The organism is Trinickia sp., assembly GCF_057351765.1.
Window position 1 is genome coordinate 1 of the sequence record NZ_JBMRBK010000055.1, and the last position, 20,052, is coordinate 20,052.

At 63.5% G+C, this 20,052-nt stretch carries 21 protein-coding genes; 13 read left to right on the forward strand and 8 right to left on the reverse strand.

Annotated features, from left to right (window positions below; all coding sequences use genetic code 11):
* Positions 1-286: 286 nt before the first annotated feature.
* The gene (locus ACO1XS_RS15375; RefSeq protein ID WP_331573450.1) at positions 287-1,063 is read right to left on the reverse strand and encodes an enoyl-CoA hydratase; all 777 of its coding nucleotides are present in this window, start codon (positions 1,061-1,063) and stop codon (positions 287-289) included.
* 143 nt (positions 1,064-1,206) lie between these two features.
* On the opposite strand from ACO1XS_RS15375, the gene paaN reads away from it, so the two are divergent.
* The 5 genes from paaN to paaK all read left to right on the forward strand — a co-directional run bounded on the left by paaN (position 1,207) and on the right by paaK (position 6,965).
* Entirely contained in the window at positions 1,207-2,916 is a 1,710-nt protein-coding gene (gene paaN / locus ACO1XS_RS15380; protein WP_486391092.1) for a phenylacetic acid degradation protein PaaN, read from the forward strand.
* 101 nt (positions 2,917-3,017) lie between these two features.
* Positions 3,018-4,229, forward strand: a complete 1,212-nt coding sequence (gene pcaF, locus ACO1XS_RS15385; protein WP_486391093.1) for a 3-oxoadipyl-CoA thiolase — start codon at positions 3,018-3,020, stop codon at positions 4,227-4,229.
* A gap of 85 nt (positions 4,230-4,314) precedes the next feature.
* On the forward strand, positions 4,315-5,106 hold the full coding sequence (gene paaG, locus ACO1XS_RS15390) for a 2-(1,2-epoxy-1,2-dihydrophenyl)acetyl-CoA isomerase PaaG (protein ID WP_486391094.1): 792 nt from the start codon (positions 4,315-4,317) through the stop codon (positions 5,104-5,106).
* A 1-nt stretch (position 5,107) separates the two neighbouring features.
* On the forward strand, positions 5,108-5,572 hold the full coding sequence (paaI, locus tag ACO1XS_RS15395) for a hydroxyphenylacetyl-CoA thioesterase PaaI (protein ID WP_331573443.1): 465 nt from the start codon (positions 5,108-5,110) through the stop codon (positions 5,570-5,572).
* An 88-nt stretch (positions 5,573-5,660) separates the two neighbouring features.
* Positions 5,661-6,965 carry a phenylacetate--CoA ligase PaaK gene (gene paaK / locus ACO1XS_RS15400; protein WP_331573441.1) on the forward strand — a complete coding sequence of 435 codons (1,305 nt, stop codon included), beginning with the start codon at positions 5,661-5,663 and terminating at the stop codon, positions 6,963-6,965.
* Between the two features lie 34 nt (positions 6,966-6,999).
* Here the strand turns inward: paaK and mltA are convergent, their stop codons facing one another.
* The 3 genes from mltA to ACO1XS_RS15415 all read right to left on the reverse strand — a co-directional run bounded on the left by mltA (position 7,000) and on the right by ACO1XS_RS15415 (position 8,807).
* Positions 7,000-8,136, reverse strand: coding sequence for a murein transglycosylase A (gene mltA / locus ACO1XS_RS15405; protein WP_331573438.1), 1,137 nt, complete (start codon positions 8,134-8,136; stop codon positions 7,000-7,002).
* A gap of 88 nt (positions 8,137-8,224) precedes the next feature.
* On the reverse strand, positions 8,225-8,599 hold the full coding sequence (gene apaG / locus ACO1XS_RS15410; protein ID WP_331573436.1) for a Co2+/Mg2+ efflux protein ApaG: 375 nt from the start codon (positions 8,597-8,599) through the stop codon (positions 8,225-8,227).
* 55 nt (positions 8,600-8,654) lie between these two features.
* The gene (locus ACO1XS_RS15415) at positions 8,655-8,807 is read right to left on the reverse strand and encodes a hypothetical protein (RefSeq protein ID WP_331573434.1); all 153 of its coding nucleotides are present in this window, start codon (positions 8,805-8,807) and stop codon (positions 8,655-8,657) included.
* On the opposite strand from ACO1XS_RS15415, the gene rpe reads away from it, so the two are divergent.
* The 8 genes from rpe to ACO1XS_RS15455 all read left to right on the forward strand — a co-directional run bounded on the left by rpe (position 8,806) and on the right by ACO1XS_RS15455 (position 16,037).
* Positions 8,806-9,498 (forward strand): ribulose-phosphate 3-epimerase, encoded by a 693-nt coding sequence (gene rpe, locus ACO1XS_RS15420; protein ID WP_486391095.1) that lies wholly within the window; start codon positions 8,806-8,808, stop codon positions 9,496-9,498. The two genes, ACO1XS_RS15415 and rpe, sit on opposite strands and share 2 nt — an antisense overlap.
* Positions 9,495-10,250 (forward strand): phosphoglycolate phosphatase, encoded by a 756-nt coding sequence (locus ACO1XS_RS15425; protein ID WP_331573432.1) that lies wholly within the window; start codon positions 9,495-9,497, stop codon positions 10,248-10,250. Before rpe ends, ACO1XS_RS15425 begins: the two co-directional genes overlap by 4 nt.
* 292 nt (positions 10,251-10,542) lie before the next feature.
* Positions 10,543-12,036, forward strand: coding sequence for an anthranilate synthase component I (trpE, locus tag ACO1XS_RS15430; RefSeq protein WP_331573430.1), 1,494 nt, complete (start codon positions 10,543-10,545; stop codon positions 12,034-12,036).
* A gap of 13 nt (positions 12,037-12,049) precedes the next feature.
* Positions 12,050-12,640: an aminodeoxychorismate/anthranilate synthase component II gene (locus tag ACO1XS_RS15435; protein ID WP_331573428.1), complete on the forward strand. Its 591-nt coding sequence runs from the start codon at positions 12,050-12,052 to the stop codon at positions 12,638-12,640.
* A gap of 50 nt (positions 12,641-12,690) precedes the next feature.
* A complete protein-coding gene (gene trpD / locus ACO1XS_RS15440; RefSeq protein WP_331573427.1) occupies positions 12,691-13,722 on the forward strand; it encodes an anthranilate phosphoribosyltransferase in 1,032 nt (343 codons plus the stop codon).
* Between the two features lie 49 nt (positions 13,723-13,771).
* Positions 13,772-14,557 (forward strand): indole-3-glycerol phosphate synthase TrpC, encoded by a 786-nt coding sequence (gene trpC / locus ACO1XS_RS15445; protein WP_331573425.1) that lies wholly within the window; start codon positions 13,772-13,774, stop codon positions 14,555-14,557.
* A gap of 40 nt (positions 14,558-14,597) precedes the next feature.
* Positions 14,598-15,227 (forward strand): CYTH domain-containing protein, encoded by a 630-nt coding sequence (locus ACO1XS_RS15450; RefSeq protein WP_486391096.1) that lies wholly within the window; start codon positions 14,598-14,600, stop codon positions 15,225-15,227.
* A 6-nt stretch (positions 15,228-15,233) separates the two neighbouring features.
* Complete coding sequence (locus tag ACO1XS_RS15455) at positions 15,234-16,037, forward strand: uracil-DNA glycosylase (protein ID WP_486391097.1); 804 nt, start codon at positions 15,234-15,236, stop codon at positions 16,035-16,037.
* Between the two features lie 105 nt (positions 16,038-16,142).
* Here the strand turns inward: ACO1XS_RS15455 and ACO1XS_RS15460 are convergent, their stop codons facing one another.
* The 4 genes from ACO1XS_RS15460 to ACO1XS_RS15475 form a co-directional block, all read right to left on the reverse strand.
* Complete coding sequence (locus ACO1XS_RS15460) at positions 16,143-16,742, reverse strand: FMN-dependent NADH-azoreductase (protein WP_331568853.1); 600 nt, start codon at positions 16,740-16,742, stop codon at positions 16,143-16,145.
* Positions 16,743-16,920: 178 nt separating this feature from the next.
* Complete coding sequence (locus tag ACO1XS_RS15465; RefSeq protein ID WP_486391098.1) at positions 16,921-18,741, reverse strand: M61 family metallopeptidase; 1,821 nt, start codon at positions 18,739-18,741, stop codon at positions 16,921-16,923.
* Positions 18,742-18,810: 69 nt separating this feature from the next.
* Positions 18,811-19,536 carry a DsbC family protein gene (locus ACO1XS_RS15470; protein ID WP_331568857.1) on the reverse strand — a complete coding sequence of 242 codons (726 nt, stop codon included), beginning with the start codon at positions 19,534-19,536 and terminating at the stop codon, positions 18,811-18,813.
* Between the two features lie 74 nt (positions 19,537-19,610).
* The coding region (locus ACO1XS_RS15475; protein WP_486391099.1) for an FAD-dependent monooxygenase at positions 19,611-20,052 on the reverse strand (442 nt) is incomplete at its 5' end.

A 20,052-nucleotide genomic window follows, 5' to 3' on the forward strand; every position in this document is an offset into this window, starting at 1 on the left:
CTTATCGACTGTGAATTGTTAAAGATCGCGTCGCTCAACCGCTTGCCGTCATCACCACCCGGCTCACCGTCTTGCGTTGCTGCTTAAGCAGCAGAGAAGCGAGATTATGCAGCCCTTCTCGTACATCGTCAACTGGTTTTTGGCGCCACCTTGCTGCTATCCCAAAACCGGCCAGACCCGCGCTGCACATCGACTTCCCAAGCTCCGCGCCTCGTTGCCGAATGCGCGAAAGGGCGCAATTCTAGGCCCCTTCCGCGCACCTTGCAAGCCCATTCGCGCACCGGCGCTATCGATGCTTGAAGACGGGTTTGCGCTTCTCGACGAACGCCGCCATTCCTTCCTTCTGATCTTCCGTTGCAAAAAGCGAATGGAACAATCGACGCTCGAAACGAACCCCTTCCGCAAGCGTCGTTTCGTAGGCGCGATTCACCGATTCCTTGACCATCATGACGGCCGGCAACGGGAATTCCGCGATGGTCGCCGCAGCCGCGATCGCTTCGTCGAGCAGCGTCGCGGCCGGCAACACCCGCGAGACCAGCCCTGCCCGCTCCGCTTCGGCCGCATCCATGAACCGGGCAGTCAAGCACAAGTCCATCGCTTTCGCCTTGGAGACCGCGCGCGGTAAGCGCTGCGTGCCGCCCGCACCCGGCATCACGCCGAGCTTGATCTCCGGCTGACCGAATTTCGCGCTGTCCGCAGCGAAGACGATGTCGCACATCATCGCGAGCTCGCAGCCGCCACCTAGCGCAAATCCCGCGACCGCCGCAATGATCGGCTTGCGGATCGTGCTGATCGCCTCCCAGTTGCGCGTGATGTAGTCCCCCTTGTACACGTCCATATAGGAGTACTTGGACATCATTCCGATATCGGCCCCCGCAGCGAACGCCTTCTCGCTGCCCGTCAGAACAATGGCTCCGATGCCGTCATCGGCCTCGAAAGCCCTGAGTGCCGTGCCGAGTTCGTCCATCAGCGCATCGTTGAGCGCATTGAGCGCCTTCGGGCGGTTCAACGTTATGAGCCCGACGCGTCCGCGCGTCTCGACCAAGATGTTTTCGTATTCCATTTCACCTCCTATCTTTTTCACCCGGGAATCCCCAAAAAACGCCCGATATCGTCGCGCGAACGATGGTAACATTCGCAAACCAACCGGTCGGTCAATGAATGGCCGAACTGCCTCCTTCAACTTAGGCCCGCTCTGTCTCCGCCATGACACATCCACTTTTTGCGAAGCACGAAGACACGCTGAAGCACGCCCTTGCCGCTATCGAAACGCGCGGCTACTGGAGCCCTTTCGCGGAAATGCCGAGCCCCAGAGTGTACGGGGAAACGAGCAACGCAGAAGGCGAAGCAGCATTCAAAGCCCATCTTCATCGCACGTTCGAGCTCGATCAACCGGCCACCGGTGAGACCGTCGGCGCGGAGGTATCGCCATACGGGTTTGCGCTCGATGTCCAGTATCCGAAGGCGAGTGCCGATACGCTCATCCCGGCAGCAGTTGCCGCTCAAGACGCTTGGCGCCGCGCCGGCCGCGAGGCGTGGATCGGCGTAAGCCTCGAAATTCTCGCGCGGCTCAATCGCGCGAGCTTCGAGATCGCCTATAGCGTCATGCATACCACCGGTCAGGCTTTCATGATGGCCTTTCAGGCCGGCGGCCCACATGCGCAGGATCGGGCGCTGGAAGCCATCGCCTACGCCTGGCATGAGTTGCGCCGCGTACCCACCGAGGCTCACTGGGAAAAGCCGCAGGGCAAAAATCCGCCGCTCGCGATGAAAAAGCACTATGCGATCGCACCGCGGGGCATCGGGCTTGTCCTGGGCTGCTGCACGTTCCCGACCTGGAACGGCTACCCGGGGCTTTTCGCCGATCTCGCGACCGGCAACGCAGTCATCGTCAAACCTCATCCGGGCGCAATCCTTCCGCTGGCGATTACCGTTCGCATCGCGCGCGAAGTGCTGCGCGAGGCCGGCTTCGATCCCAACGTCGTGACGCTGCTCGCCACGGCGCCGAACGACGGCCCGCTGGTCCAGGCCCTCGCGGTACGGCCCGAAATCAAGCTCATCGATTTCACCGGCAGTACGCAAAACGGAACCTGGCTCGAACGTAACGCACACCAGGCGTACGTCTTTACCGAGAAGGCCGGCGTGAACCAGATCGTGATCGACTCAGTCGACGATCTGAAGGCCGCCGTGCGCAATATCGCGTTCTCGCTCGCGCTGTACTCCGGCCAGATGTGCACTGCGCCGCAAAATATCTACGTGCCGCGCGACGGAATCCGGACATCCGAGGGACACCTGAGCTTCGACGACGTCGCACAGGCGCTCGCTTCGGCCGTCCAAAAGCTCGTCGCGGACCCCGCGCGCGCCGTCGAGGTGCTCGGCGCGATCCAGAATGAGGGCGTCGCCCGCCGCATCGATGAAGCGCGCTCGCTCGGACGCGTCCTCGCGGATAGCGTTGCGCTAGAACATCCCGCCTTTCCCGGCGCGCGCATACGCACGCCCCTGCTGGTGCAGCTCGACGCGTCCAGCGATCTCGCCACAGCCCGTAGCGAGTGGTTCGGCCCGGTCTCGTTCGTCATCGCGACCGACTCGACCAGCCATTCTCTGGAGCTCGCCAGCTCGATTGCTCGCGAGCACGGGGCACTCACGCTGTCCGTCTACAGCACCGACGAGGCCGTGATCGATGCGGCACACGAAGCGGCGATCCAGGGGAGAGTCGCACTGTCGATCAATCTGACCGGCGGCGTCTTCGTCAATCAGTCGGCCGCTTTCTCGGATTTTCACGGAACGGGCGGCAACCCTGCAGCCAATGCTGCCCTGACGGATTCGGCGTTCGTTGCCAACCGATTCCGCGTCGTTCAAAGCCGCGTCCATGTTGCGCCGGCCAACAGCGCAACGCCAGCTGGCCAAACGGCATAGACCGAACGGTCGAATGGCGCGCCACCGCGCGCGCCACTACGATGATTCGAACTTTCGCCCGCTCCGGTGCGGGCACGTCTTTGCAGCAATAGGAACCAGCGATGCACGATGCCTACATTTGCGATGCGATTCGCACTCCGTTCGGGCGCTACGGCGGCGCGTTGAAAGACGTCCGGGCCGATGATCTCGCGGCCGTTCCCATCCGAAGCATCGTGGAACGCAATGGTGGCGTCGACTGGCGCGCGCTCGACGATGTCGTCTACGGTTGCGCGAATCAGGCTGGGGAAGACAATCGTAACGTGGCGAGAATGGCAGCGCTGCTGGCGGGTTTGCCGACCGAGGTCCCCGGCGCGACGTTGAACCGTTTATGCGGCTCCGGTATGGATGCGATCGGGACTGCGGCGCGTGCAATCAAAGCGGGCGAAGCCCGACTGATGATCGCCGGCGGCGTGGAAAGCATGACTCGCGCGCCGTTCGTCATGGCAAAAGCCTCCAGTGCATTTTCTCGTCAGGCGGAGATCCACGACACGACGATCGGTTGGCGCTTCGTGAACGCCGCGCTCAAGCGCGAGTACGGGATCGACTCCATGCCGGAAACCGCCGAGAATGTGGCGGCTCAATTCGAGGTGGACCGGGCCGATCAAGACGCGTTCGCGCTGCGCAGCCAGCAAAAAGCCGCGCGTGCCCAACGCGACGGCACGCTCGCCCAGGAAATCGTCCCTGTCGCCATTCCACAAAAGAACGGCGAAACGGTTCATGTGACTCGCGACGAGCATCCGCGAGAAACTTCACTCGAAGCGCTCGCGAAACTGAGGGGAATCGTACGTCCCGATGGCACCGTTACCGCCGGAAATGCATCCGGCGTCAACGATGGCGCCTGTGCGCTCTTGCTCGCCAACGAAGAAGCGGCAAAACAGTACGGCCTGCGCAGGCGCGCACGCATTCTCGGCATGGCGACAGCAGGCGTCGAACCGCGAATCATGGGCATCGGCCCCGCGCCGGCTGTCCAGGCACTACTGGCGCGCATCAACATGACGCTCGAAGCCTTCGATGTCATCGAACTCAACGAAGCGTTCGCCGCACAGGGTCTGGCCGTGCTGCGCCTGCTCGGCCTTGCCGACGACGACCCACGCGTCAATCCGAACGGGGGTGCGATCGCATTGGGGCATCCGCTCGGGGCGTCCGGCGCGAGGCTGGTCACGACCGCGCTCCACCAGTTGGAACGCATATCGGGCAAGTACGCGCTGTGCTGCATGTGCATCGGGGTCGGGCAAGGCATTGCACTTGCCATCGAGCGGATCGAGAACTCGTAAGCACAGCCCCGGAACGTCAGCACCACCGAAAGCCGTTTTGTCACGCACGCCAGCTCATCGATATCAAGCAGCCAGGAGACAACCGATGCTCAATGAAGCGATTCGCGTCGATCTCGACGCCGCCTCGCAGGTCGCCACTGTGACGCTCCATAGACCGGACAAGCTCAATAGTTTCACTCGAGCGATGCACGCCGAACTGCGCGCGGCGCTCGACAACATTGAATCCTCCGGCGCGCGTGCGCTCATACTGACCGGTGCGGGACGCGGCTTTTGCGCTGGCCAGGATCTCGCCGATCTGAGCTTCGAGCCGGGCGCCATGACGGATCTCGGCGCACTCATCGACGAAAACTTCAATCCGCTCGTGAGGCGTTTACAGAACCTCCCGTTGCCCGTGATCGCGGCAGTCAACGGTATCGCTGCAGGAGCGGGAGCAAATCTGGCACTCGCCTGCGATATCACCCTCGCGGCCCGCTCGAGCAGCTTCGTCCAATCGTTCGTCAAGATTGGCCTCATTCCCGATTCGGGCGGCACCGCGTTGCTGCCACAGCGCATCGGCATGGCGCGGGCACTGGGCCTCGCGCTGACCGGCGACAAGCTGAGCGCCGAAGACGCCGAGCGGTGGGGGCTCATCTGGCAGGTCGTCGACGATCAACAACTTACGGAAACGGCAATGCGCCTGGCCAGCCGGCTTGCCCAGCAGCCCACGCGAGCCATCGCGGCGATCAAGCGCGCGATGCGTGCGAGTACGACGCAAACGCTCGATCGGCAGCTCGATCTCGAGCGTGACTTGCAGCGCGAACTGGGTGCCTCGCGCGACTATGCGGAAGGCGTCGCCGCGTTTATCGAAAAGCGTGCGCCACGTTTCGAGGGACGCTGATATGTCTGAAGCCCGTCCCCCCGCCCATGCCGAAAACCTCCGTGGCGACGAACTCGCGCACGCTGTCGCAGCGGCGATGTATCGGGCCGACGCATGCTCCCGCGCACTCGGCTTCGAGTTGCTCGAGGTACGTGCCGGCTATGCACGAATGCGCGCGACGGTGCGGCCCGACTTTCTCAACGGCCACGATATCTGTCACGGCGGCCTCATTTTCACGCTCGCGGATTCAACTTTCGCGTTCGCCTGCAACTCGTACAACGTGAATACCGTCGCCTCCGGCTGTTCGATCGAATTCCTGCGCCCGGTCCATGGCGGCGATGTGTTGATTGCCGAAGCCATCGAGCAAACGCTGAATGGACGCACCGGAATCTATGACATCCGTGTAACCAATCGCGCCGGCGAAACGGTGGCGATGTTCAGAGGCAAGTCCACTCAAATTCGTGGGAGTGTCATCGCGGGGAGTTGACGTGCAATCTTCCCCAATCGCAAACAGCTGAAACATGACGGGACACACGGCGAACGTGGAACCCGCAACACGGGAGATGGAGACATTCATGGATACCGCTTTGCCGCTCGAACCGATCGAGACCGCCAGCCGTGACGAACTGGCGAACCTGCAGCTCGAACGCCTTAAATGGTCGCTCAAGCACGCCTACGAAAACTCGCCGGTGTATCGACGCAAGTTCGATGAGGCTGGCGTACACCCCGACGAGTTGACCACGCTAGCCGACCTCGCGCGCTTCCCGTTCACGAAGAAGAGCGACCTTCGCGAGAACTATCCGTTCGGCATGTTCGCCGTGCCGCAGGACCGCATCGCGCGTATCCATGCCTCATCGGGTACGACGGGCAAGCCCACGGTCGTCGGGTATACCGCTCGCGACATCGACACCTGGGCCGGCCTCGTGGCGCGCTCGATCCGCGCCGCGGGTGCGCGACGCGGCGATAAAGTCCACGTCAGCTACGGATACGGGCTGTTCACGGGCGGATTGGGCGCTCACTACGGCGCGGAGCGGGCAGGATTGACTGTGATTCCGTTCGGGGGCGGACAGACTGAGAAACAGGTGCAGCTGATTCGTGATTTTCAGCCCGACATCATCATGGTGACGCCAAGCTACATGCTTGCTCTTGCCGACGAATTCGAGCGTCAAGGCCTGGATCCCGCTCAATCGTCGCTGCGCATCGGCATATTTGGCGCGGAGCCATGGACGAACGAAATGCGCCTCGTACTCGAACAGCGCATGGGGATCGATGCGGTGGACATCTACGGGCTTTCCGAAGTCATCGGTCCAGGTGTCGCCTCCGAGTGCGCCGAGACGAAAGACGGCCCGACGATCTGGGAAGACCACTTCTATCCGGAGATCGTCGACCCCGAAACGGGCGCGGTGCTACCGGACGGTGAGTTCGGCGAGCTCGTGTTTACATCGCTGACAAAAGAGGCGTTGCCGATCGTCCGGTATCGGACAGGCGATCTGACGCGCCTCCTGCCGGGTACCGCGCGTACGATGCGGCGCATGGAAAAAATCACGGGCCGCTGCGACGACATGATGATCGTGCGCGGCGTCAACGTGTTTCCCACCCAGATCGAGGAGTTGCTGCTCAAGCAACGCGCACTGGCGCCGCACTACCAGATCGTGCTGACGAAAGACGGCCCGCTCGACCTGATGACGCTGAACGTCGAGCCGTCCCCCGAAGCCGATGGAAACGTCGCGGCACTCGATGCGGCGCGCTCGGCCCTCAGCTACGACATCAAGGCGCTCATCGGCATTTCGGCGTCCGTCAACCTATTACCCGTTGGCGGCATCGAACGTTCTGTCGGAAAAGCGCGCCGCGTCGTGGATAAGCGCCGGTCCGGCAATTGAAGACCGGGCGACGCGACGACGCGACCTTCGTGCGCTAGGAGTTCGGCAGCAGCAGCCACATGCGTCCGCTCTGCTTCATCTTGCCGGCGAGATCGCCAGCGTCGTCTCCGAGGCCCCAGAAATAATCGGCCCTGACACCGCCTTTGATCGCCGTTCCGACATCCTGCGCGAAAACGAGCCGGTTCATCGGGGCGTTCGTCATCGGCCGCGTGGTCTGCAAGAACACCGCCGTCCCAAGCGGAATGGAGGCAGGATCGACGGCGATCGAGCGCTGCGGCGTAAGCGGCACGCCAAGCGCGCCCACCGGGCCTTTCTCCTGCCCCGCGAGCGCCGGATCAGGCAAGGGCATCTCGCGGAAGAATACGAAACGCGGGTTGGTGTCGAGCAGCGCGTCGAGGCGCGACGGATTTGCGCGCGCCCACGCCTTGATGCCTTGCATCGTCGCCTGCGAAGGCGTCAATTCGCCGTGATCGAGCAGCCACCGGCCGATCGACTTGTAAGGTTGATTATTGCTTCCGCCGAAACCGACCCGCATCACGCTGCCGTCGTCGAGCACAATGCGTCCCGAGCCTTGCACCTGCAGAAAAAACGCTTCGATCGGATCGTCGACCCAGACGAGTTCGTTGCCCGCCAACGCGCCCGAGCGCTCCAGCTCGGCGCGCGGTGGTAGCGCTGCGCCAGGGCGATAAGCTGCGGGCCAACGATAGAGCGGAAACTGATAGGCTCCGCGGCGCACCCGCGAGCCGTGCAGCAGGGGCTCGTAATATCCCGTCACGAGGCCATCGAGGGTGCCGTCGCCGTTCGCGAATTGAAAGGGAGTGAAATAGGTTTCGAAGAAAGTGCGGGTGCTGGCGACATCGAGATCGTCGAGATGCGCTGCTGCTGAACAAGCATTCTTCCAGCGGGGCTCACGCCCGAGGCGTGCGCAATTCTCGCGTAGCGCCTCGGCCGCGCCGATCAGAGAATCGTCCTGCCAACCCGGGACTTGTTGCCACGCAACAGGCGTCAGACGGGCGGTCGCAAGCTGTCCCGAAACGATGGGTGCCGAAGCCGGCGCCGTCGCGCTCGGGCGCACGACGCCGTTGCCGCCGCAAGCGGCCAGCAGCACCGCGCAGGCTGCTGCCACGGCGCGCCCTGCCGCCCTCAGATCGATGCGCATACGTTTGCTCATTGTTCGATGAAGTCTTGTGCCCGGACTTGCCTGGCGATCGTTTCGCCGGGGCCTGGCGCGTTGCACGCCTGGGCGCTCCCGTGCCCCGTCAATGCAGCGTGCGCGGCATCTGGAGCGTGAATTCGGCCACCGGGGCCTCGAAACGCTCCCCGTCCTCCGCCACGCAGAAGTACTCGCCGCGCATTGTGCCGACAGGGGTCGCGATGACGGCCCAGCTCGTATACTCGAACTGCTCGCCGGGCTGCAGCAACGGCTGATGACCGACGACGCCCAATCCCTTGACCTCCTGGACCTGCTCATCGCTGTCGGTAATGATCCAATGGCGTGCGATCAGTTGCGCCGGCACTTGACCGATATTACGAATCGTCAGCGTGTAAGCGAACGCGTACTGACGGTGCTCCGGGTCCGACTGCTCCGGCAGATAACGCGTCTGCGCCGCCACGCTGAATTGATACTGGCTCATCGTGATTCAGGTTCCATCGTTTCGTTCTGATAAGAAGCCGAAACGAGACGCGACGTCACACGACGTTCGCGCTCTGTTTCGGATTGGCATTCTGCGCGATGGCGCCCTCGGCCGCAACCGAGCAATGATCGGCCAGCCACATAGCAACGCGCGGTAAAATGCCCCTTTCCCTGCCGCCGCCCGCCGACAATGAGGATTGACGCGCCATGACGCAATTCCGTATCGCCCCCAGCATTCTGTCGGCTGATTTCGCCCGGCTGGGCGAAGAAGTCAGCCAGGTCGTCACCGCCGGCGCCGACTGGATTCACTTCGACGTGATGGATAACCATTACGTCCCGAATCTGACCATCGGGCCGCTCGTATGCGAAGCCATCCGCCCGCACGTCCAGGTGCCGATCGACGTGCATTTGATGGTACGCCCCGTTGATCGCATCGTGCCTGATTTCGCGAAAGCCGGTGCGAATCTCATCAGTTTCCACCCGGAAGCGTCCGAGCACATCGATCGTACGCTCTCACTGATCCGCGATCACGGATGCCAGGCCGGCCTCGTGTTCAACCCTGCCACACCGCTCAACTATCTCGACCACGTGATGGACCGCGTGGACCTGGTGCTCATCATGTCGGTGAACCCGGGCTTCGGCGGCCAGTCGTTCATTCCCGAAGCGCTGAACAAGCTGCGCGCCGCGCGCGCGCGCATCGATGCGTACCGCGAGCAGACGGGTCGGCAGATTCATCTCGAAATCGATGGCGGCGTGAAGGTGGACAACATCGCGCAAATTGCGCGCGCGGGCGCCGATACCTTCGTCGCGGGCTCGGCGATCTTCGGCAAACCCGATTATCGCGCGGTCATCGATGAAATGCGCCGTCAACTCGCCACGACGGAGGCGCTCCCGTCATGAGTGCCGCGCTTCCCAATCAAGCGGCGCCGCGCTTCGCGAGCCTGCGCCTGAGAGCCGCCGTCGTCGATCTCGATGGCACGATGGTGGATACCGCGGACGACTTCACCGTCTGCATCAACGGCATGTTGACCGAGATCGGCGCGGCCCTGCCCGTCACGCGCGACGAAGTCGTCGGTTATGTCGGCAAAGGCTCCGAGCATTTGATCCGCAGCGTGCTCGCCGCGCGGTTTTCGCCGCAAGAGACCGAAGCCCGTTTCGAGACGGCGCTGGCCTGCTATCAGACCCACTATGCGCAGATCAATGGACGCCACACTCAGCTCTATCCCGATGTCGAACGCGGTCTCGCCGCGTTGCACGATGCGGGGCTCAAACTGGCCTGCGTGACGAACAAGCCGCGCCGGTTCGCCGTCGCGTTGCTCGAGCAACATGGGCTCGCGAAGTATTTCTCGATCATCTTCGGCGGCGACAGCCTGCCTCGCAAAAAACCGGATCCGGTGCCGATGCTGGCGGCGTGTGCGGCGCTCGGCGTGGCACCGTCCGAGGCAGTGGCGATCGGCGACTCCGAAAACGACGCGCTCGCGGGGCGCGCAGCCGGCATGGCAACGCTCACGGTGCCGTACGGGTACAACCACGGCAAGGCTATACAAACGATAAATTCCGATGGTATAGTCGGCACGTTGCTTGCAGCCGCGACGGCGATCGTCCGCCATCACGCGAATTTAGAGGCAAGCACTCCATCATCGACGACATAGTTATCACCTCATGTTTCTGAGCAAAAAACGGAGTCTGAGCAGCATCGACCGGGGAGCTTGGCCCTGGCGTCGCTGGTCGCACTGACCTCTCCCCGAGGTATGCTGGGCCCGAGGCCCAGTACCGTTTTTGCTTTGCCGCGCAGCCACGCTCCCATTGCCGCATCGCCCGGATCGCTTCGGGCCGAAGTGACTTCCGAGTCGCCGCCCGGGCTCGCGGTCCAACGGTTTGCCGTGCGCTTCGCGCCGCACCCATGCAATGCCGAAGCGCCGCTCATACGAACAGGATCGGAACATGACCGAACTCGAATTCAAGTCCCTTGCAAGCGAGGGCTATAACCGCATCCCGCTGATCGCCGAAGCGCTGGCCGATCTGGAGACTCCGCTTTCGCTCTATCTGAAGCTCGCTCAAGCCGAGCGCGGCGGCGCGAACTCGTTCCTGCTCGAATCCGTTGTCGGCGGCGAGCGGTTCGGTCGGTACTCGTTCATCGGGCTGCCCGCCCGCACGCTCGTGCGCACCATGAGCGGCAAGACGGAAGTCGTGCGTGACGGCGAGGTCGTCGAGACGCACGAGGGCGACCCGTTCGATTTCATCGATCAGTTCCAGGCCCGCTTCAAGGTGGCGCATACGAGCGGTCTGCCGCGCTTTTGCGGGGGATTGGCCGGATATTTTGGCTACGATGCCGTCCGCTATATCGAAAAGAAGCTGGCGCATTCGGCGCCGCGCGACGATCTCGGCCTTCCGGATATCCAACTGCTGCTGACCGAAGAGCTTGCCGTCATCGACAACCTCGCAGGCAAGCTCTACCTGATCGTCTATGCCGATCCGTCGACGCCGGAAGCGTACACGCGCGGCAAGCAGCGTCTGCGCGAGTTGCGTCACCGTTTGCGCGCGACGGTTCAACCGCCGGTGACAACGCCCAGCGTGCGCACCGATATTTACCGCGAATTCGCGCGCGAGGACTACCTCGCCGCGGTCCGGCGCGCGAAGGAATACATCGCGGCCGGCGAGCTCATGCAAGTCCAGGTCGGCCAGCGGCTCATCAAGCCCTACCGCGACAACCCGCTCTCGCTCTACCGGGCGCTGCGTTCGCTGAATCCGTCGCCGTACATGTATTTCTATAACTTCGGCGACTTCCAGGTCATCGGCGCCTCGCCCGAGATCCTCGTTCGGCAGGAAAAGCGCGGCGACGATCGAATCGTGACGATCCGACCGCTCGCCGGGACGCGTCCGCGCGGCAATACGCCCGAGCGCGATGCCGAACTGGCCACGGAGCTTTTGAACGACCCGAAAGAAGTCGCCGAACACGTGATGTTGATCGATCTCGCCCGCAACGATGTGGGCCGCATCGCACAAACGGGCTCGGTGGCCGTGACCGACAAGATGGTCATCGAAAAGTACTCGCACGTGCAGCATATCGTGAGCTCCGTCGAAGGGCGGCTCAAACCCGGCGTGACGAATTTCGACGTTCTACGCGCGACTTTCCCTGCAGGCACGCTCTCGGGAGCACCGAAGGTGCGCTCGATGGAGCTCATCGACGAGCTGGAACCCGTCAAGCGCGGCCTCTATGGCGGCGCGGTGGGCTATCTTTCCTTCACGGGAGAGATGGATCTGGCCATTGCCATCCGGACGGGCATCGTTCACAACGGCAATTTGTACGTGCAGGCCGCTGCAGGCGTAGTTGCCGACTCCGTTCCCGAGTCGGAATGGCAAGAGACGGAAAACAAGGCGCGCGCCGTGTTGCGCGCGGCGGAGCAGGTGCAAGACGGCCTCGATGCCGACTTCTGAGCGGAGAAAGACCATGCTGCTGATGATCGATAACTACGATTCGTTCACCTATAACCTCGTCCAGTACTTCGGCGAGCTCGGCGAAGACGTGCGCACCTACCGCAACGACGAAATCACGCTCGACGAGATCGCGTCACTGAACCCGGACGCCATTTGCCTTTCGCCGGGGCCGAGCAATCCGCAGCATGCGGGCATCACACTCGACGTCCTGCGGCGCTTCTCAGGCGCCAAGCCGATTCTCGGCGTCTGCCTCGGACATCAGGCCATCGGCGAAGCATTCGGCGGCCGCGTCGTGCGCGCAAAGACGATCATGCACGGCAAAGTGAGCCGGATCGAGACCGATACCAAGGGCGTATTCGCCGACCTGCCGAAGCATTTCACGGTAACGCGCTATCACTCGCTCGCGATCGAGCGCGATACGCTGCCCGATTGCCTCGAGGTGTCGGCGTGGACCGACGATGGCGAGATCATGGGTGTCCGCCACAAGGAGCTGCTCGTCGAAGGCGTACAGTTTCATCCCGAATCGATCCTTTCCGAGCACGGCCACGCGTTGCTCGAGAACTTCCTCAAGATGGCGCAGGCCGGACGGACGGTCGCCGTCTAGCCGTGTACGACCTCGGAACCCGTTACGCCGGCGAAAACAAGGACGAGATCATGACGATCACCCCGCAAGAAGCGCTGCAGCGCACGATCGAGCACCGCGAAATCTTTCATGACGAAATGCTGCATCTGATGCGGCTCATCATGCGGGGCGATCTGTCGCCCGTCATGGCGGCGGCGATCATCACAGGTCTGCGCGTGAAGAAGGAAACGATCGGCGAAATCGCGGCGGCGGCAACGGTCATGCGCGAGTTCGCGAAGCACGTGGATGTGGTGGACAACTCGAATTTCGTCGATATCGTCGGCACGGGTGGCGACGGCGCGAACACCTTCAATATCTCGACGGCCACCATGTTCGTCGCGGCCGGCGCCGGTGCCAAGGTCGCCAAGCATGGCGGGCGCAGCGTATCGAGCAAGTCGGGCAGTGCCGACGTGCTCGAAGCGCTCGGCGTCAACATCGACCTGCAGCCCGAAGAAGTCGCCGCCTCGATCGAGGAGACCGGCATGGGCTTCATGTTCGCGCCGAACCATCATCCGGCGATGAAAAATATCGCTCCGGTACGACGCGAACTCGGTGTGAGAACGATCTTCAACATTCTCGGCCCGCTCACCAATCCTGCCGGCGCACCGAATCAACTGATGGGCGTCTTCCATCCCGATCTCGTCGGTATCCAGGTCCGCGTCATGCAGCGGCTCGGCGCGAGTCACGTGCTCGTCGTCTATGGCAAGGACGGCATGGACGAAGTCTCGCTCGGTGCGGCCACGCTCGTCGGCGAATTGCGCAACGGCGAAATCCACGAGTACGAGATCCATCCCGAGGACTTCGGCATGCAGATGGTCTCCAACCGGACGCTGAAGGTGAGCGATGCGGCCGAGTCGAAGAAACTGCTGATCGAAGCGCTCGAGAACCGCCCGGGCGTCGCGCGCGAGATCGTCACGCTCAACGCCGGCACCGCCCTATATGCCGCGAACGTTGCCGCCTCGATTGCCGACGGTATTCAGCTTGCCCGCGAAGCGATTGCATCGGGCCGCGCCCGCGCCAAAGTGGACGAACTGGCTCGCTTCACACAGCGCTTTGTGCGCTGAGGCTCGAGCCCGGTACCTGAACGAAGAACACGAAACATTGATATTTGCCATGAGCGATATTCTCGAACGCATCATCGCGGTCAAGCATGAAGAGGTGGCTGCCGCGCAACTGAGCGCCCCTCTCGAAGCGCTGCGGCTCGACGCATCGGCCCGTGACCTGCGCGATTTCGTCGGCGCCTTGCGCGCCAAGCATGCGGCCGGGCAGCCCGCGGTCATCGCCGAAGTGAAAAAGGCAAGCCCCTCGAAAGGCGTGCTGCGCGAGCACTTCGTGCCCGCCGATATCGCGCGTTCGTACGAGCGCGGCGGCGCCGCGTGCCTGTCCGTGCTGACCGACGTGCGCTTTTTTCAGGGCAGCGTCGCCTACCTCGAACAGGCGCGCGCCGCTTGCGAGCTGCCCGTGCTGCGCAAGGACTTCATCGTCGATCCCTATCAGATCGTCGAAGCGCGCGCGATGGGCGCCGACGCCATCCTGTTGATCGCCGCGGCACTGTCGACACCGCAAATGCAGGACCTCGAGGCACTCGCCCATTCGCTGGGCCTCGCGGTGCTCGTCGAAGTGCACGACGAGGCCGAACTCGCCGAGGCGCTGACATTGAAGACGCCACTCATCGGCATCAACAACCGCAATCTGCGCACGTTCGAGACGTCGATCGACACGACGCTGAATATGCTCGAGAGGGTGCCCGACGACCGCATCGTCGTCACCGAGTCGGGTATCCTCGGGCGCGCGGACGTCGAGCGCATGCGTGAACGTTCGGTCCATACGTTCCTCGTCGGCGAGGCGTTCATGCGCGCCGAAGACCCGGGCGCGGAACTCGCGCGCATGTTCTTCTGATGTATTCCTGCGCCGCGCCGCCCGCGGCCATCCGATCGCTATGGGTATAGAACGCGAAATCAAGCTGGCACTGCCACCCGATCAAGCCCCGGCAGCCGAGCGCTACCTCGTCGAGCAGACCGGAGAGGCTGGCCGCGACCTGCCGCTCGAAAACATCTATTTCGACACGCCCGCGCTCGCGCTGACCCAGGCAAGGATTGCGCTCAGGCTGCGCAAGACGCCGAGTGGCTGGCTGCAGACGCTCAAAGCCGCCGGCACAGCGAAGGAAGGCCTGCATAGCCGCCATGAATGGGAAACGCCCGTGGCCGGTGCCTCGCTCGAAACCGATGTGCTCGCCGAGGTCTGCGACGACGCGCAAGCGCTCGCCGTGTTGCGACGCGCCGAGCCGGAACTCGTCGCACTCTTCCGTACGACGTTCGTCCGGCGTCTGTGGCGCATGGTCGTGGCCGGCGCGGTGGTCGAGGCGGCCATCGATCGCGGAGAAGTCACCGCGGAAGTGGACGGCGTTGTCCGCCGTGCCCCCATCAGCGAGATCGAGCTCGAACTGATCGACGGCGAGGAATCCGCGCTTGCTTCATTCGCTGCCAAGCTATCCGCGAACGTGCCGGGCCTCGTGCCCGAGAACGTCAACAAGGCGCAGCGCGGATACGCTTTGCGAGCGGGCGGCTGACTCGCGATGGCCCGCGCACGCCCACCCCATAGTTCGGATTCGGCGCAAGCGTCGCTCTTCGACGTCCCCGCCGCACCGCCCGCGATTTCGCAGCCCGGTCTGAGCGCGCCGCTCGAGGCGCAGTTCGATACGCTACCGACCGAGTGGCGCGAACACCTCAGGCCTTTCCTTGAAAGCGAAGCCTATGGGCCGCTCTGCCGCTTCGTCGACGCTCAACTCGCCTCGGGCAAAACGGTCTATCCGGCTGATGTATTTAGAGCATTGCGTCTCACACGCCCCGACGCCGTCAAAGTTGTGATCGTCGGACAGGACCCTTATCACGGCGACGACGGCGGGCACCCGCAAGCCCACGGGCTTGCCTTCTCCGTGCCGGAACCGGTGCGGCCGCCGCCTTCACTGCGCAACATCTTCAAGGAGATCGAGGCCGATCTCAGTTGCGAAATGCCGCGTCGGGGGTGCCTCGACGCATGGGCCAGGCAAGGCGTGCTGCTGTTGAACACGGTGCTGACCGTCGAGCGCGGAAAAGCCGCCAGCCATGCCAAACGTGGCTGGGAGCAATGCACCGATACGCTGATTCATGAGCTCGCGCATCGGCACGAGGGGCTAGTATTCATGCTGTGGGGCGCCCATGCGCAGGCCAAACGTGCGCTGCTCGACGCGAGACCGCATTGCGTACTCGAAGCGCCGCATCCCTCGCCGCTTTCGGCGCATCGCGGCTTTCTCGGCTGCCGCCACTTTTCGCTTGCGAACGAATATCTGGCGGCACACGGCCGCCAGCCGATCGACTGGCAGCTTCGCGACGAGGCGTAATACCGCCCCGCAGTCGCGCTTGTTTGCCCCGGTCGACGGGGATGGCCGGGCTGTCGCACGGCGGGGCGGCGAACTTGCGCCGCGACCCACCGCGTTTTTATGGCCTCAGGCTGCTGCAGCAATCGCTTCCCGGGCGCTGGCCAGTCCGGCGCTTGCCGCATCGGGGCCCATGTTCATCCCTTCGGCATAGATGAAGCTCACATCGGTGATACCGATGAAACCGAGAAATGTCTGAATGTGCGACGCCTGGCTGTCGGCCGGCGTACCGGCGTACTTGCCGCCGCGAGCCGAGACGATAAACGCACGCTTTCCTTTCACGAGACCCTCGGGACCGTTCTCCGTATAGCGGAAGGTCACGCCGGCACGCGCAATCCAGTCGAAATAAGCCTTGAGCTGCGACGACACACCGAAGTTGTACATCGGAGCGCCGATGACGATGATGTCGGCGGCCTGCAGCTCGGCGATCAGCGCATCGCTGCGCGCGATGATCGCGGCCTGCTCGGGCGTGCGCTGCTCGACCGGCGTGAAAAAGGCGCCGAGAACCGAATCGTCGAGGTGCGGCAATGCGTTGGCGAGCAAGTCGCGCACGACGACCTTCGCTCCGGGGTTGGCGCTACGCAGTTTTTCCGTCAGTTCGGTGGCGAGCAGCGTCGAGTTCGCGCCTTGCGAACGAGCGGCCGAATTCAGTTGCAGGATCGTGGTCATCTTGGCTCCGTCTATTGGGTTGCGCGTTTGCAGCGCGAGTGGAGCCATTGTGTTTACTTTGCGGCGCCTCAGAAAGTAGGGCCGCGGCGACGCATTGTTGCACCAGCGGGACAATCGACGCATCGCGGCGGGAGCTCGCCGCGATGCCTGCCGAGCCTGGCGTGCCGCCCGGGGCGGCTCAATCGAGCAGCCAGCGCTCGCGTGCTCGGCGCACCGGTGCGCGCGCCTTGTCGTCGGCCACGAGCTTATAGCGCGTGACCTCGGGACCGTCGAGCTTTGCCCGCACCACCCGCAGTTCATCGCGGCGAAATGCGTGGATGTCGACCGTTGCACCCGGCAGGTAGCGCATGAGCAGCGTGTCGAGATTGGAGCCGGTGATACGCACGCCATCGAGTGCGACAAGAATATCGCCCGCCGACAGCCCCGCCTTTTGCGCCGCGCCGCCGTCATGAACGGCCGCAACGGCGCAATCGGTGCCCGCCGCACGCACGCGAGCGCCCAGCGACGGTTTGCCGAGCCGCCCTGCATCCCCGTTACCGAAATCGGGGCGCAACTCGACGCCGAACGGCGCGAGGAGCGCCTCGAGCGGCAGATCGCGCGTGCCATAAACGGCTTCGTCGAAAAACGACCCGAGATCGACGCCCGTCGCCTCCTCGATCAGTGCCCTCACCTCATCCTCGCCGACGCCTTGCGCCTCGTGCCCGTTCCGGTAAAAGTCGCGACCGTAGCGTTGCCAGAGCAGCCGCATGACGTCGTCGAGCGACTTGCGGTGATTCGTGCGTTCGCGGATGGCCAGATCGAAGGCCAACGCGACGAGCGAACCCTTCTGGTAGTAGCTGACGATTGCGTTCGGTGCGTTTTCGTCCTGGCGGTAGTATTTGATCCAGGCGTCGAACGAGCTTTCCGCCACGCTTTGCTTGAGCCGTCCGCTGCCCCGCAGCACGCCGCCGATCGTCTTGCCGAGTTGGGCAAAGTACTCGTTGGGCGACATCGCGCCGCTGCGTACGAGCATCAGATCGTCGTAGTAGGACGTCACGCCCTCGAAAAGCCACAGCAGCGAGGTGTAGTTCTCGCGCGAGAGGTCGTATGGGACGAACGCGGCTGGCTTGATGCGCTTGACGTTCCACGTATGGAAGTATTCGTGGCTGCACAGGCCCAGGTAGGTGCGATAGCCATCGGTCATTTCGGTGCGGCCCGCCACCGGCAAATCGGTGCGATTGCAGATGAGCGCCGTCGAGGCGCGGTGCTCGAGCCCCCCGTAGCCGTCGGTCACCGCCAGCGTCATGAAGACATAGCGCGATACCGGTGCCTTTTTCGAGCGTGGCTCGAAAAGCGCGATCTGAGCCTCGCAAATACGCTTCAGATCGGCCGAGAGCCGCTCCATGTCGACACGCGTCGTGTGACCGGAAATAACGATGTCGTGCGGTACGCCATGCGCCGTGAACGTGGCGAGCTCGAATTCACCCAGCGTGACCGGATGGTCGACGAGCTCATCATAGTTCTGCGCCTGATATTCGCCAAAACCGTACCGCTTGGTGCCGCGCGCTTCGGTGAGCGCCGTCGCCACGCGCCAGTTCCGATAGCCCGCACCGGCGGGCTTGCGGATTTCGACGCGGCAAGGTGCTGCTTCATGGCCCAACGCTGCGAGAAATACACTCGTGCCGTTGAAAAAGCCCGTTGTATCGTCGAGATGGGCTGCCCGCACCGACAGGTCCCATGCGTAGACCTCGTAACGCAGCGTGAGCGCGCCGCCTTTTAGCGGCGCGGCCTGCCACGTTTGCTTGTCGAGCTTGTCGATCCGGACCTTGCGCCCGTTTTCGCTGAAAGCCTGCAGTGAAACGATGTTGCGCGCGAACTCCCGCACCATGTAGCTGCCCGGTATCCAGGTCGGCAACGAAAAACGCTGGCCGGCGGGATCGGGATCGGCCAGCGTCAGCGTTACTTCGAAGATATGCGCGGCAGGTTGCTTGGGAACGATGACGTAGCGGATCGGCTTCATCGGCAGGTAAGCGAAATTGGCGGGAAGAGAATGAATGCGGGCGGTTTGCTCAACGCTGGCGCAACCGGTTCAACGCGCTTTGCCGAGCGCACGCTCGAGCGCATCGGCCGATACGGCACCCGGCAGACGGCGACCGTCCGCCAGGATGATCGTCGGCGTGCCGGTCACATTCATGCCGCGGCCGAGCGCGAGATTCTTGTCGATCGCGCTCGTGTCGCAGCTACCCGTACCCGACGGAGCACGACGTTCGAGCATCCAGGCTTCCCACGTCTTGGCTCGATCGGCCGAGCACCAGATGGCCTTGGCTTTCGCGGTCGAATCGTCCGACAGCACCGGGTAAAGGAAGGTGTAGACGGTGATGTTATCGATCGATTTGAGCGATGCCTCGAGCTGCTTGCAGTACGGGCAGTTGGGATCCGAGAACACGGCGATCTTGCGGCTGCCGTTGCCCTTCACGACTTTGACTGCGTCGGCGAGCGGCAGGCTTGCGAAATCGACCTTGTTGATTTCGGCGAGGCGCGCCTCCGTGAGATTCGCGTGTGCTTTCGTGTCGAGCAGATCGCCGACGAAAACATAATCGCCATTGGCATCGCTATAAATCAGCTGTGCGCCGACGTTCACTTCGTAAAGCCCGGCGACCGGTGCCTTGGTGATGCTTTTGATCTGGAGATCGGGCAGGCGGGCCTGCAGCGTCGCCTTGAGCTTGTCCGTCGTCTGGTCGGCGTGCGCGGAGCATCCAAGTGCCGTCGCGGCGATAAGGGCAGCGCCGAGGGCGCCGCGCAGGAAAGTAGCCATGGTTTACAAGTCCTTCTGATCGTTCGCCGCGCGGGGTTCCGGCGCGGTGCATGAATTCGGTCCGTCCGTCCCGCCTAGCCGAGCGCCGCGGAAACCAGCCAGCGCTTCACGAGCGGCTGCGCGCCGACCAGCGACATGCCGGCGTTGCGCGCGGTGCGGGCGAAGAAACCCGGCAAGGAGAAGAGGCGCTGGAGCCCGTCGGTTGCCAGCGCGAGGGCACCGATGTCCTCGCGGCGCGAGCGTTCGTAACGGCGTAGCAGCACCGGATCGCCGAGATCGCGAAACGGCTCCTTTTTGCTCAGGACACCGGCGAGCGATGCGACGTCGCGCAGGCCCAGGTTCATCCCCTGCCCGGCGAGCGGGTGAATGAGATGCGCGGCATCGCCGACGAGCGCCACGCGCGGCGCGACGAGGCGATCGACACGCTGCAGCGAAAGCGGGAAACCGTGCGCGGCGCCGACGCATTCGAGCTCTCCGAGCCGGCCATGCGTTGCCCGTTCGACCGCGGCTGCGAGC